This window comes from Paraburkholderia sp. RL17-380-BIE-A, from assembly GCF_046028085.1.
In the GTDB taxonomy this organism is placed as follows: domain Bacteria; phylum Pseudomonadota; class Gammaproteobacteria; order Burkholderiales; family Burkholderiaceae; genus Paraburkholderia.
Genome location: NZ_JARESQ010000015.1, coordinates 58,897 through 72,065 on the forward strand (window position 1 = coordinate 58,897; position 13,169 = coordinate 72,065).

14 protein-coding genes are annotated in these 13,169 nt (G+C 62.8%); 12 read left to right on the top strand and 2 right to left on the bottom strand.

Features of this window, described 5'->3' with window-relative positions:
• Window positions 1-179 precede the first annotated feature (179 nt).
• From P0D68_RS24425 to aroQ, 3 genes are read left to right on the top strand one after another with little or no spacing between them, the layout of a single operon-like run.
• Window positions 180-1,586 carry an MFS transporter gene (locus P0D68_RS24425; protein WP_408181956.1) on the top strand — a complete coding sequence of 469 codons (1,407 nt, stop codon included), beginning with the start codon at window positions 180-182 and terminating at the stop codon, window positions 1,584-1,586.
• Window positions 1,587-1,619: 33 nt separating this feature from the next.
• Window positions 1,620-2,687: a Gfo/Idh/MocA family protein gene (locus P0D68_RS24430; RefSeq protein WP_408300767.1), complete on the top strand. Its 1,068-nt coding sequence runs from the start codon at window positions 1,620-1,622 to the stop codon at window positions 2,685-2,687.
• A gap of 46 nt (window positions 2,688-2,733) precedes the next feature.
• The gene (gene aroQ / locus P0D68_RS24435) at window positions 2,734-3,171 is read left to right on the top strand and encodes a type II 3-dehydroquinate dehydratase (RefSeq protein WP_408300768.1); all 438 of its coding nucleotides are present in this window, start codon (window positions 2,734-2,736) and stop codon (window positions 3,169-3,171) included.
• A gap of 60 nt (window positions 3,172-3,231) precedes the next feature.
• On the opposite strand, the gene P0D68_RS24440 is transcribed toward aroQ, so the two are convergent.
• Entirely contained in the window at window positions 3,232-4,320 is a 1,089-nt protein-coding gene (locus P0D68_RS24440) for a hypothetical protein (protein WP_408300770.1), read from the bottom strand.
• Between the two features lie 199 nt (window positions 4,321-4,519).
• Here P0D68_RS24440 and P0D68_RS24445 point away from each other — a divergent pair, with 199 nt between their 5' ends.
• The 3 genes from P0D68_RS24445 to P0D68_RS24455 all read left to right on the top strand — a co-directional run bounded on the left by P0D68_RS24445 (window position 4,520) and on the right by P0D68_RS24455 (window position 7,389).
• Window positions 4,520-5,425 (top strand): LysR family transcriptional regulator, encoded by a 906-nt coding sequence (locus P0D68_RS24445; protein WP_408300772.1) that lies wholly within the window; start codon window positions 4,520-4,522, stop codon window positions 5,423-5,425.
• A gap of 131 nt (window positions 5,426-5,556) precedes the next feature.
• On the top strand, window positions 5,557-6,228 hold the full coding sequence (locus tag P0D68_RS24450; RefSeq protein ID WP_408300774.1) for an HAD family hydrolase: 672 nt from the start codon (window positions 5,557-5,559) through the stop codon (window positions 6,226-6,228).
• A gap of 21 nt (window positions 6,229-6,249) precedes the next feature.
• A complete protein-coding gene (locus P0D68_RS24455; protein ID WP_408300776.1) occupies window positions 6,250-7,389 on the top strand; it encodes a DSD1 family PLP-dependent enzyme in 1,140 nt (379 codons plus the stop codon).
• 50 nt (window positions 7,390-7,439) lie between these two features.
• Here the strand turns inward: P0D68_RS24455 and hpaR are convergent, their stop codons facing one another.
• Entirely contained in the window at window positions 7,440-7,847 is a 408-nt protein-coding gene (gene hpaR / locus P0D68_RS24460) for a homoprotocatechuate degradation operon regulator HpaR (RefSeq protein ID WP_408300778.1), read from the bottom strand.
• A gap of 179 nt (window positions 7,848-8,026) precedes the next feature.
• Here hpaR and P0D68_RS24465 point away from each other — a divergent pair, with 179 nt between their 5' ends.
• From P0D68_RS24465 to hpaH, 6 genes are read left to right on the top strand one after another with little or no spacing between them, the layout of a single operon-like run.
• Window positions 8,027-8,800, top strand: coding sequence for a fumarylacetoacetate hydrolase family protein (locus P0D68_RS24465; protein WP_408300780.1), 774 nt, complete (start codon window positions 8,027-8,029; stop codon window positions 8,798-8,800).
• A complete protein-coding gene (locus P0D68_RS24470) occupies window positions 8,797-9,555 on the top strand; it encodes a fumarylacetoacetate hydrolase family protein (RefSeq protein WP_408300782.1) in 759 nt (252 codons plus the stop codon). Before P0D68_RS24465 ends, P0D68_RS24470 begins: the two co-directional genes overlap by 4 nt.
• A gap of 27 nt (window positions 9,556-9,582) precedes the next feature.
• Entirely contained in the window at window positions 9,583-11,040 is a 1,458-nt protein-coding gene (gene hpaE / locus P0D68_RS24475) for a 5-carboxymethyl-2-hydroxymuconate semialdehyde dehydrogenase (RefSeq protein WP_408300784.1), read from the top strand.
• Complete coding sequence (gene hpaD / locus P0D68_RS24480) at window positions 11,040-11,903, top strand: 3,4-dihydroxyphenylacetate 2,3-dioxygenase (RefSeq protein WP_408181979.1); 864 nt, start codon at window positions 11,040-11,042, stop codon at window positions 11,901-11,903. Before hpaE ends, hpaD begins: the two co-directional genes overlap by 1 nt.
• Before the next feature lie 21 nt (window positions 11,904-11,924).
• Window positions 11,925-12,326 (top strand): 5-carboxymethyl-2-hydroxymuconate Delta-isomerase, encoded by a 402-nt coding sequence (locus P0D68_RS24485; protein ID WP_408300786.1) that lies wholly within the window; start codon window positions 11,925-11,927, stop codon window positions 12,324-12,326.
• A 20-nt stretch (window positions 12,327-12,346) separates the two neighbouring features.
• Complete coding sequence (gene hpaH / locus P0D68_RS24490) at window positions 12,347-13,150, top strand: 2-oxo-hept-4-ene-1,7-dioate hydratase (protein WP_408300788.1); 804 nt, start codon at window positions 12,347-12,349, stop codon at window positions 13,148-13,150.
• The last annotated feature ends 19 nt before the right edge of the window (window positions 13,151-13,169 follow it).

Genomic DNA, 13,169 nt, shown 5'->3' on the forward strand with positions numbered 1-13,169 from the left:
ACTCCGGACAACCAGGCACTGGTTAACCCTATGACCGCGGATTCACCCGCTGCATCGCAGCATTCGAGCACCGCACGCAGACGGTGCCCCGGTAAATCCTGGCTTGCATAGTTTCACTTTCAGGACGCAAATGAATCAGCCGTAGAAGCTGATCAAAACATTTCTGTTCAGGAGACGACATGGAAACGAATACATCGGCGGGAGGCCATGAGCACCGCTCGCAGGCTCGCAAGGCAACCGCCAGCGGCTGGATCGGCTCGGCGCTCGAGTACTACGATTTCTTCATCTACGCGCAGGCAGCGGCGCTGATCTTTCCGCAGTTGTTCTTTCCTTCGGGCAATCCGAAGATCGCGATCGTGGCTTCGCTCGCCACGTATGGCGTCGGTTACGTCGCGCGGCCGATCGGTGCGCTCGTGCTCGGGCATTGGGGCGACACCCACGGCCGCAAGAACGTCCTGCTCGTCTGCATGTTCCTGATGGGCATCTCGACGATGGCGGTCGGCTTCCTGCCCACCTATCATCAGGTAGGGCTGCTCGCCCCCGCCCTGCTGGTGGTGTTTCGCCTGATTCAGGGCTTCGCGGTGGCCGGTGAAATCTCGGGCGCGAGTTCGATGATTCTCGAACACGCACCATTCGGGCGGCGCGGCTATTACGCGAGCTTTACGCTGCAAGGCGTGCAGGCGGGCCAGATTCTCGCCGCCGCGGTATTCCTGCCGCTCGCGTATTACATGGAAGAGAGCTCGTTCAACTCGTGGGGCTGGCGCATTCCTTTCCTGTTGAGCGCGGTGGTGCTGATTGCCGGCTACATCATTCGCCGCGAGGTCCACGAAACGCCCGCCTTCGCCAAGGAAGACGAGAGCGGCAACGTGCCCAAATCGCCGATTGTCGAAGCCTTCCGCTACAACTGGGGCGATATGCTGCGCGTGGTCGGCTGTTCGCTGATGAACGTGATCCCGGTAGTTGCCACGATCTTCGGCGCGGCCTACGCGGTGCAGGCTTCGTACGGCATCGGTTTTTCCAAGAGCGTCTATCTGTGGATTCCGGTGATCGGCAACATCGTCGCCGTGCTGGTGATTCCCTATGTGGGCAATCTGTCCGACCGGATCGGCCGGCGCCTGCCGATCATCGTCGGCGCGCTCGGCGCGGGTCTGCTCTCGTTCGGCTACCTCTACGCGATCAGCATCCGCAACGTGCCGCTCGCCATGGTCATGTCGATCCTCATGTGGGGCATCATCTATCAAGGGTATAACGCCACTTTTCCAAGCTTCTATCCGGAACTGTTCCCGACCCGCTCACGGGTCTCCGCCATGGCCATCGGCCAGAACATCGGCACGACGATCACCGCCCTGCTGCCCGCGCTGTTTGCCTATGTCGCGCCGCCAGGATCGCACAACGTGCCGCTCATCATCGGCGCGATCACCTTCGGCATCACCATCATTGCAGCGGTGACCGCATGGAGCGCACGCGAGAACTACCGCGTCAAGCTGAGCGATCTGGGCGAACCCAATGCGGTGCCGATCGACAAGCTCAGCTATGAGCGCATGCGCGCCGAGACCATGGCTGAAGCGAAGAAAGCACTCGCGTAATCGCGCGCTCCCGACCCTCGGAGGAATTCGCCCATGAACCGGATTCGGATCGCCGTAGCGGGCGCGGGTTACATCGGCCGCGCGCACATGGCTGTCGCGCAGCAGAGCGGCACATGCACGCTGTCGGCGATCGTCGATCCGTCGTCGGCGGCACAAGCGCTCGCCTTGCAGGCCGGCGTTCCGCTTTACCGGACGCTCGAGGAACTGCTCGAACGGGATCGTCCGGACGGCGTGATTCTGGCCACACCGAACCAGTTGCACGTAGAGCACGCGTTGACCTGCCTCGCGGCCGGCGTGCCGACGCTCCTCGAAAAGCCGATAGCGCCCACGGTCGACGCCGCCGAGGCGCTGGTCCGCGAGGTCGAGCTCTGCGGCGTGCCGTTGCTGATCGGGCATCATCGCGCGCACAGTCCGATCATGGCCCGCGCAAGGCAACTGATCGACGAAGGCCGGCTCGGCAAACTGGTGGCGGTGATGGGCAGCGCGGTCTTTTTCAAACCGGACCAGTACTTCTCCGACGCACCATGGCGGCGCCAGCCGGGCGGTGGGCCGATTCTGCTCAACATGATCCACGAGGTGCACAACCTGCGCATGCTATGCGGCGATATCGTCGCCGTGCAGGCGTTTTCCTCGCACGCGACGCGCGGCTTTCCAGTCGAAGACACGGTGGCGATCAACCTGCGCTTCGCGAGCGGCGCGCTCGGCAGCTTCATGCTGTCGGACACGGCGGCAAGCGCTCGCAGTTGGGAACAGACCTCGCAGGAAAACAAGGCTTACCCTTCGTATCCGGATGAAGACTGCTATGTGATCGCGGGCACTTTCGGCTCGCTCGCCGTGCCCACCATGCGGCTGAAGACCTATCGGGAAGCCGCGGATCGTTCGTGGTGGAAACCCTTCGAAACCGGCGTCGCCGACATGACCCGCGACGATCCGCTCAAGCTTCAACTCGACCATTTCGTGCGTGTCATTCGAAGAGAAGCAGTTCCGCTCGTCAGCGCCAGCGACGGCCTGCAGAACCTGCGCATTACCGAGGCGATCGCCGCAGCGGCGGACACGGGCCTCGCGATCGAGACGACGCCCGCAATCGCCGCGGCCCATTGACGTCGCGCCGCCCACACCACTAGCTCCGTCACGCGAGGGAAGCTCCATGAAAACGTTCGTGATGCTCCACGGCATCAATCACAATATGTTCGGCAAGCGTGACCCCGTGCAATACGGCACGGTGACGCTCGCCGAGATCGATAGCAGCTTGCAGGCATTGGGTAAGGAACTGGGCGTCCAGGTCGAGAGCTTTCAGACCAACAGCGAGGCGGCCATGTGCGAGCGCATCCATCAGGCCTTCACGGACAACGCCGACGGCGTCATGATCAACGCCGGCGCATGGACGCATTACAGCTACGGCATTCGTGATGCGCTGGCGATCTTGACGGTGCCGGTGGTGGAGGTCCACATGTCGAACATCCACGCGCGCGAAGCGTTCAGGCATCAATCCGTCTTTGCGGAAATCGTCAAAGGACAGATTTGCGGCTTTGGGGTCGACAGTTACCTGCTGGGTTTGCGCGCGGCCGTTTCGGCGGCCGCCTAGGCGGCGGGCGGCGAGCCCGCCTCGCCGCGTTCGGTGCCGGTCACCGCGCGCGGCGAATGCTCAGCGCCATGCGTCGGTCAATTCGTTGGCGAGCACCATCTTCTCGCGGATCACTTCCACGAAGGCGGCGTTAGGCCCGGCATGCGCCTTGAGGAATTTGAGCGCGGCGGAATGCACCGTGCGCATGGCTCGTCCATCGATTCCGTTCATGCGTGCGACGCTGCGACGCGTCTCTTCAACCAGGTCGCGTGCGTTGCCGAAGTCGGGCGACAAAGCGCTTTGCGTTTCGAACCCCGCGCTCAATTCCAGCGCGTAGTCGCGCGAGGCCCCAAGCCGGTCGATGTCGACCAGCAGATCGACGCCGTCTGCCATGCGCAACGCACAAAGAATCCACAACGCGACGAATGCCCGATACGCGTTATTGCCTTCCGCCGTGCGCGCATAGTGCTCGCAAGCCGCTGCATAAGCGTCTTCCGACGTGGGCGCGGCAGGCGGCAAACTCACGCCGCAGATTTCGATAGCCTGCTTTACCAGCGGATCCGTCTGATTCAGCCCCAGCACACGAAACGGCGCAGCCACGAAAAACGGATTGCTCCATTGCCGGCTGAGCAACCATCCCGATGCGAACTGCGACGCCGGATTGCGCAACACGCCCACGTGCATGGCCCGCGGAAAAGCCTGCTTCAGCCAGGGCAGACGGCCTGACGAACGGCAAAACTTTAAAACCGGCACACGGCTCTGTTCGATGGTGCGCTCGCACAGATTGTGCAAATAGGCTTGCATAGGGGCAAACGCCGCGTCCGGCTCGCTTGCAAAACGATCGAGACTGAAGCCCCTCCGGTATCCGGCCACACCGCGGGTACTCTCCTGCAAAAATGGCCGGTATTCTTCAAAGTACGGCGCGGCAAGCGGCGGGTGCCCGGAAGTCAGCGTGGGACGCGACGCGGAAACGTCGGCGAGGCTCAGGTCCGCGAGCACATTGCTGAGCGGTTCATAGAAGGCAGTCACGGTCTCGAGTTCGCGCAGACGCGACCAGACCCACGTTCCCGCACTACGCCAGCCCGTGTGCAGAAACACCGCCTGTTTCAAGGCGCTGTTCTGCGCGGCATCGATTGACAGGCCATTCGACGGCCCATTGGACAACGGCATTTGGACTTCTCTTCAAATGAAAGTAACCGGAAATCGGCGCAAACGCGCACTTTAGCGGCTCGTGCCGCCTACCGGGTGACAGAAGCGTCACTTTACCTTGCAAACCAGGCTGCACTCGCCGGCGCATGCGCAAGTCCAACTGGAAGCGCGCATTCAAACACTTTAAGCTGCCAGATTTGCGAACTCAAACGTTGCTGCCATGAACGACTCGGCCGATATCCGTTTCCTGTTGACACTGCGCGAAAACGGCAGCCTGATCGCCGCGGCGCGAAAGCTGGGGTTGTCGCCCTCCGCGGTCACCCAGCGCCTTCAGCAACTCGAAAAGAAACTGAGCGCGCAACTGGTGAACCGCTCCGCGCGCCGCCTGCAATTCACGGAAGAAGGCACGTTGCTATGCGAACGCGGCGCCGAGCTCGTCCAGCAATTCGACGCGCTGTTCGAGGATTTGCAGATGCGCCGCGGCGGGCTCGTCGGCACGCTGAGAATCAACGCGCCGCTGGGGTTCGGACGGCGGCACCTCGCACCCGCGATTGCCGAGTTTCAACAGCAACATCCGGATGTCGACATCGCGCTCACGCTCTCCGACCGCCCGTTGACCGAGACAACCGACCGTTTCGATATCGTCGTGCATATCGGCGAGTTGCCGGTGTCGAACCTGGTCGGCTACACGATTGCGCCGAATGCGCGTTTCGTCTGCGCCGCGCCGGCATTGATCAAGCGAATGGGCACGCCGGACTCTCCGGACGATTTGAGCAAACTGCCCTGCATCGTGCTGCGCGAGAATAACGAAGACGTCTCGCTGTGGCAGTTCAGCAAAGGCCGCACGCGTCGCAGCGTGCGCGTATCCGCCCACCTGAGTTGCAACGACGGCGACGTGATCCGCCAATGGGCATGCGAAGGCCGCGGCGTGATCCTGCGTTCCGAATGGGACGTGGCCGACGACCTTGCCAAGGGCAGGCTCATCCGTTTGCTGCTGGAATGGAAAGCGCCCGCTGCCGACGTCATCGCGCTCACGCATCAGCGAACGGGGCTGCCGGCGCGCACCCGCCATTTCATGCAGTATTTGCAGAGCAGGTTCAGGCCGCAGCCGCCCTGGCGGCGATGAGTGTCGCGCTCCGATCGAGCGAAGTCACGCATGAAGCATTCAGTCTGACTGAATCTATGAGTTAGCCCATTTGAACGTCGCCACGCGGATCAAACTCTATAATCAGCTCACCGTTTCTTGCCGGTTAGATCATGACTCTCGCTTCCGCGCCCGCCGCCTATCCCAAAGCGGTCCTGTTCGACCTCCTGACCGCCCTGCTCGACTCCTGGACCTCATGGAATCGCGCCGCCGGTTCCGAACAGGCGGGCCGCGCATGGCGCGCCGCGTATCTGCGCCTGACCTACGGCTGCGGCCGCTACATTGCGTATGAACAACTGGTGCGCGAAGCCGCCGCACAAGTCGGCCTGCCCGAATCCGCGGCGCTCGCGCTCGAGGCGGACTGGCTGACGCTTGCGCCGTGGAGCGGCGCCCTCGACGCGTTGCAAACGCTTGCGCCGCACTGCAAGCTGGCCATCGTCACCAACTGTTCCGCGCGCCTCGGCACGCAAGCCGCCAACCTGTTGCCGGTTCGCTGGGACGCCATCGTCACCGCCGAAGAAGCCGGCATGTATAAACCCGACCCGCTGCCCTACCGCCTCGCGCTCAAAAAACTGGGCGTAGCGGCACACGAAGCCGCATTCGTAGCCGGCTCAAGCTACGACATGTTCGGCACGGCCGCCGTCGGCTTGCGCACCTACTGGCACAACCGCGTCGGCCTGCCGCTCGTCAGCGGTGCGCAGCCGCCCGAGATCGAAGCGCCGACGCTCGACTCGCTCGTCCCGTGGCTCGCGCGCTTCGGCGCGAACCAGCATGACCTTGCATGACTCCATTTTCCCGGTGAAAGCATGAAACTCGACCAGATCGAAACCCCAGCCGCGTTGATCGACATTGCGCGGATGCAGAAGAACATCGCGCGGATGCAGGGGCATATGAACACGCTCGGCGTTGCGTTTCGTCCGCACGTGAAGACCACCAAATGCATCGACGTGGTCCGTGCACAGATCGCCGCGGGCGCGCGCGGCATCACCGTTTCAACCTTGAAGGAGGCGGAGGCTTTCTTTGCCGCGGGTGTCAGCGACATTCTTTACGCCGTCAGCATGGCGCCTTCCAAGTTGCCGCGAGCGCTCGCGCTGCGCCGCCAGGGGTGCGATCTGAAGCTCGTGGTGGACAATCCGACTGCGGCTGCCGCCATTGCCGCCTTCGGCGACCAGCACGGCGAAACCTTCGAGGTCTGGATCGAAGTGGACACGGACGGGCACCGCTCAGGCATCACGCCGGAACAGGACAGCTTGCTTGAGGTTGGCCGCATTCTCCATGAGAACGGCGTCAAGGTAGGCGGCGTGATGACCCATGCCGGCTCCAGCTACGAACTCGACACGCCCGAGGCGCTAGCGGCACTGGCGGAACAGGAGCGCGCGGGCTGCGTGCGCGCCGCGCAGCGGCTGCGCGAAGCCGGCATTGCATGCCCGGCGGTGAGTGTCGGCTCGACACCGACCGCGCTTGCCGCCACGCAACTGGACGGCGTCACGGAAGTGCGCGCCGGCGTGTACGTGCTGTTCGATCTGGTCATGCACAACGTCGGTGTGTGCGCGCTCGACGACATCGCGCTCAGCGTGCTCGCCACCGTGATCGGTCATCAGGAGGACAAGGGCTGGGCCATTCTCGACGCGGGCTGGATGGCGATGAGCCGCGATCGCGGCACGTCGAAGCAATCGCACGATTTCGGTTACGGCCAGCCGTGTCTCTTGAACGGCACGCCGCTGCCCGGCTATCTGATCAGCGGCGCCAATCAGGAACACGGCATTCTTTCCCCGACTGGAGAGACCCCTCACACCGCAGGCGACATCACGCAACGCTTTCCGATCGGCATGAAACTGCGCATCCTGCCGAATCACGCGTGTGCGACCGGCGCGCAGTATCCCGAGTACCACGCGGTTACACCGGACGGCGACAGCGTGGAATGGAGACGCTTTCAGGGCTGGTAAAACCCGCACGCGGCTCGCCCGCCGAGCCGCCGAGCCGCTGAACCGCTACTTCACTCGTCCTCTTCCTCCAGACCGGCCAGCAGATCGTCCACGGCGCGATACACGCGCTCGACGATCTCCGCTCCCACCTTGCGCTCCAGCTCGCGGTAATGCGCCTCGAGATCCCTGGAAATCACGCGCACCAGTTCCCGGCTCGTATCCGTCAGCGAGACCAGCACGCGCCGCTGATCCTCCGCGAAGCGCTCCTTGGTCACCAGTTCCATGCTCTCCATGCGCGCGAGCACGCCGGCCATGCTCGGGCTCGAAATCGTGCAGATATCGGAGATGTGGCGCGGTTCCATCGGACCGTGTTCATTCAGCGCGCGAATCACGCGCCACTGCTGTTCGGTCAATCCATGCGCGGTAATCAATGGGCGAAAACGCTCCATCATTTTTTCTCTGGCGCGCAGCAGCAACATTGGCAGGTTGCGGTGCAGAACTCGGGTCGAGGCGGAAGCGGACATAGTGAAAGAGGATAAAGAACAGCCGTCGAAACTTAAGGGAAAACCCGCGATCAGCCGACAGGCTATTGACCGTGGATCATATCAAGCGCAATACTACTAACATGTTAGTGTTTTTGCCAAGAGACAGGTCGAATATGTTTGCACTTGCCGATCACCTGCTGCATCCCGAAGGCGAGGCGCTGCCCCGCGACGTGGATGCAAGCGCCGCGGCCGCGCTGCTCGCACGCGGCATGGCGTGCCGCGCGCCGGTTGGCGGCGCTGTCTACGCAACCTTGCTGAACGACCGTGCCGCGCTCGCGGCGTTGGGCGATGCGATGCACGCCGCCCCGTATAAAACGCCGCCCAAAGCGCCGGTACTCTATCTGAAACCGCGCAACACGCTTGCCGGGCATCGCGCGCGTGTCGTCGTGCCGGACAATGCGTTGGGCGTGGAAGTCGGCGCGTCGCTCGGCGTCGTGATCGGCCGCACTGCAACACGCGTTAGTGCGGAACAGGCATGGCACTACATTGCCGGCTACACGCTGGTCGCCGATCTCAGCGTGCCGCATATGAGCGTGTACCGGCCGTCGGTGCGATTTCGGGCGCGCGACGGCTTCTGCGTCGTCGGACCGGCCGTGGTTGCAGCGCGTCATATACCGGCGCCCGACGCGTTGCCGATCAACGTTTCGCTTAACCATGGCGCGAGTTTCAGTGCGAACACTGCGTCGTCGGTGCGCAACGTCGCGCAGTTGCTCGCGGACGTGACCGACTTCATGACACTCAGCGCGGGCGACGTCATCACGCTCGGCGTGCCGCACGGTTCGCCGGTCGCGCATATCGGCGACACGGCCACCATGTCGATCGGTGCAATGCCGCCGCTCACGGTGTCGTTCGTCGCCGCCGAAGCACAACGGGGAGAACAGCCATGATGCGCGGCCGCGTTGCGTATGCAGGCGCGATTCACGAAGCGTATCCTGATGCTGATGGCGTGCGTCTCGCCGATGGCCGCGTGCGTCGCGAGGATGAAGTGGTCTGGCTTGCGCCGATCGAAGTCGGCACGATCTTCGCGCTCGGTTTGAACTACGCCGAGCATGCAAAGGAGTTGCAGTTCAGCAAACAGGAGGAGCCGCTCGTGTTTCTCAAGGGACCGGGCACGGTGCTCGGTCATCGCGGCACGACGCGCCGCCCTGCAGACGTCACCTTCATGCACTACGAGTGCGAACTCGCTGTTGTGATCGGACAAACCGCGCGCAACGTCACGCGCGAGCACGCCATGCAGCATGTGGCCGGCTACATGATCGCCAACGACTACGCGATTCGCGACTACCTGGAAAACTACTACCGCCCCAACCTGCGCGTGAAAAATCGCGACGGCGGCACGGTGCTGGGCCCCTGGTTCGTCGACGCCGCGGATGTCGAGGACGTCACGCAACTGGAGTTGCGCACGTTCGTGAACGGCACGCGCCAGCAACACGGCAACACGCGCGATCTCGTCACCGATATTCCGGCGCTGATCGAATACCTGAGCAGCTTCATGACCCTCGCGCCCGGCGACGTGATCCTGACAGGCACGCCGGAAGGCATTGTCAACGTCAATGCGGGCGACGAAGTGGTCTGCGAAATCGACGGCCTTGGCCGTCTCGTCAATACGATCGCATCCGACGCGGACTTCAACCGCGCATGATCGACATGCTTTACATGGGACAAGCCAATGCGAATCGAACACCTGATCGACGGTAAAGCCAGCGCCGCAAAAGACTACTTCGAGACCGTCAACCCGGCCACGCAAGACGTGCTCGCAGAGGTGGCCCGGGGCGGTGCGGAAGAAATCGACGCCGCCGTGCGCGCCGCGAAAAACGCGTTTCCCGCATGGGCCGGCAAGCCCGCCGCGGAACGCGCGAAGCTGGTCCGCAAGCTCGGAGAACTGATCGCGAAGCATGTGCCGGAGATCTCGGAAACGGAAACCAAAGACACCGGCCAGACCATCTCGCAGACGCGCAAGCAACTCGTGCCGCGCGCCGCCGACAACTTCAGCTACTTCGCCGAGATGTGCACGCGCGTGGACGGCCATACGTATCCGACCGATACGCATTTGAACTACACGCTGTTTCATCCGGTCGGCGTCTGCGCGCTGATCTCGCCGTGGAACGTGCCGTTCATGACCGCGACATGGAAAGTCGCGCCCTGCCTCGCGTTCGGCAATACGGCGGTGTTGAAGATGAGCGAACTGTCGCCGCTCACGGCCTCGATGCTCGGCAACCTCGCACTCGAAGCCGGCATTCCGGCCGGCGTGCTGAACGTAGTGCACGGCTTCGGCAAGGAAACCGGCGAGCCGCTCGTGGCGCATCCGGACGTGCATGCCGTGTCGTTCACCGGATCGACGGCGACCGGCAACCGCATCGTGCAAACCGCGGGGCTGAAAAAGTTCTCCATGGAACTCGGCGGCAAGTCGCCGTTCGTGATTTTCGACGACGCCGATTTCGAGCGCGCGCTGGACGCCGCCGTGTTCATGATCTTCTCGAACAACGGCGAACGCTGCACGGCGGGTTCGCGCATTCTCGTGCAGCGCTCCATATACGCACGTTTTGCCGAGCGTTTCATCGAGCGCGCGAAGCGTTTGACCGTGGGCGATCCGCTATCCGAGAGCACCATTGTCGGCCCCATGATCAGCAAGGGCCATCTGGCTAAGGTGCGCAGCTATATCGAACTGGGTCCGAAAGAAGGCGCGACGCTCGCCTGCGGCGGCCTTGCTATGCCCGAGTTGCCCGACGCCATGCGCAAAGGCAATTTCGTGCAACCCACCGTATTCGTCGATGTCGACAATCGCATGCGCATCGCGCAGGAAGAAATCTTCGGCCCGGTCGCCTGCCTGATTCCGTTCCACGACGAAGCCGACGCGATCAAGCTCGCCAACGACATCTCCTACGGCCTGTCGAGCTACATCTGGACCGAGAACACGGGCCGCGCGCTGCGCGTCGCAGCCGCTGTCGAAGCCGGCATGTGCTTCGTCAATAGCCAGAACGTGCGCGATCTGCGCCAGCCGTTCGGCGGCACCAAGGCATCCGGCGTGGGTCGCGAAGGCGGCACCTGGAGCTATGAAGTGTTCCTCGAACCGAAGAACGTCTGCGTATCGCTCGGCTCGCATCATATTCCGCGCTGGGGGGTTTGATGGGCAAGCTCGCATTGGCAGCAAAAGTGACGCACGTCCCGTCGTTATATCTGTCCGAACTCGACGGTCCGCATAAGGGCTGCCGGCAGCCGGCGATCGACGGCCATCATGAAATCGGCCGGCGTTGCCGCGAACTGGGTGTGGATACCTTCGTCGTGTTCGACGTGCATTGGCTGGTGAACAGCGAATACCACATCAATTGCGCGCCGAAGTTCGAGGGCGTGTACACGAGCAATGAACTGCCGCATTTCATCAAGAACATGCCTTATGCGTGTCCGGGCAACGTCGAACTCGGCAATCTGATCGCGGAAGTCGCCAATGAAATGGGCGTGAAGAGCCGCGCGCATAGCGAAACCACACTCGGACTCGAATATGGCACGCTGGTGCCGATGCGCTACATGAATGCGGATCAGCATTTCAAGGCCGTATCGGTAGCGGGCTGGTGCGTGTGGCACGACCTCGCCACGAGCGCGCGTTTCGGCCTCGCGGTGCGCAAGGCGATCGAGGAGCGTTACGACGGCACCGTCGCGATTCTGGCAAGCGGGTCGCTTAGCCACCACTTCGCGAACAACGGTACGGCCGAGCAGTTCATGCACAAGGTGTGGAATCCGTTTCTCGAACTGATGGACCGCAAGGTGGTCGAGTTGTGGGAAGCCGGCGACTGGAAGACCTTCTGCGAGATGTTGCCGCTCTACAACGAGAAATGCTGGGGCGAAGGCGGCATGCACGACACCGCCATGCTGCTCGGCGCGCTCGGCTGGGATCGCTACGACGGCAAGGTGGAAGTCGTCACGCCGTACTTCGGCAGTTCGGGCACCGGCCAGATCAACGCGATCTTCCCGGTTACGCCGCTGCCCGCCTGAGTTGCAAAGAAGGAGCCCGCCATGCCGCATCTCACACTCGAATACAGCGCCAATCTCGCCGATCACGCAAGCATCGGCCAACTGTGCAACGCGCTCGCGCATAGCCTCGACACGCAGCGCGAGAACGAACAGCGGGTCTATCCGCTCGGCGGCATCCGCGTGCGCGCCTTGCGCTGCGAGCAGTACTGCATCGCCGACGGGCGCGCCGACGCGGCCTTCCTGCATGCGAACCTGAAGATCGGCGCGGGCCGCTCCGAAGCCGTGAAAAAGGCCACCGGCGACGCTTTGTTCGCGCTCATCAAACAGCACTTCGCCGCTGAATTCGAACAGCACGGCCTCGCGTTGTCGCTGGAGATCAATGAGTTCAGCGAAGCCGGCACGTGGAAACACAACAACCTGCACGTACGCCTGAAGGCTGAATAGCGCCTCATCGAGACTCCACCATGCTAGACGAACAGACTATCCGCGACCTCGCGGCGCAACTCGACCATGCCGAGAAAACGCGTACTCAACTGCGTCACTTCTCCGCCGCTTATCCGCAGATGACGGTGCAGGACGGCTACGCGATCCAGCGCGAGTGGGTGAAACTCAAACTCGCCGAAGGCCACGTGATCAAAGGCCGCAAAATCGGCCTCACTTCACGCGCCATGCAGCGCTCCTCGCAGATCGACGAACCGGACTACGCGCCGCTGCTCGACAGCATGTTCATCGAGAATGGCCAGGATATTCGCGCGGACCGCTTCATCGCGCCGCGCGTGGAAGTGGAACTGGCGTTCGTATTGAGCAAGCCGTTGAAGGGCCCTGGTGTGACGCTGTTCGATGTGCTGGACGCGACCGCTTACGTGACGCCTGCCGTGGAGATCATCGACGCGCGCATCGAACAGTTCGACCGCGACACCAAAGCGCCGCGCAAGGTCTACGACACGATCTCGGACTTCGCGGCGAATGCGGGCATCGTGTTGGGCGGCCGCCCCGTGCGTCCAATGGATGTCGATCTGCGTTGGGTCGGCGCGTTGCTTTACAGGAACGGCGCGGTGGAAGAAAGCGGATTGGCGGCCGCGGTTTTGAATCATCCGGCCACCGGCGTGGCGTGGCTCGCCAACAAAATCGCCCCATACGACGAAATGCTCAACGCGAACGACGTGATCCTGAGCGGTTCGTTCACCAGCCCGATCGCCGCGCGCGCGGGCGACACGTTTCACGTCGACTACGGCCCGTTGGGCGGAATCGGCCTGAACTTCATTTGAGTTCGTTTGTGTTTCGTTC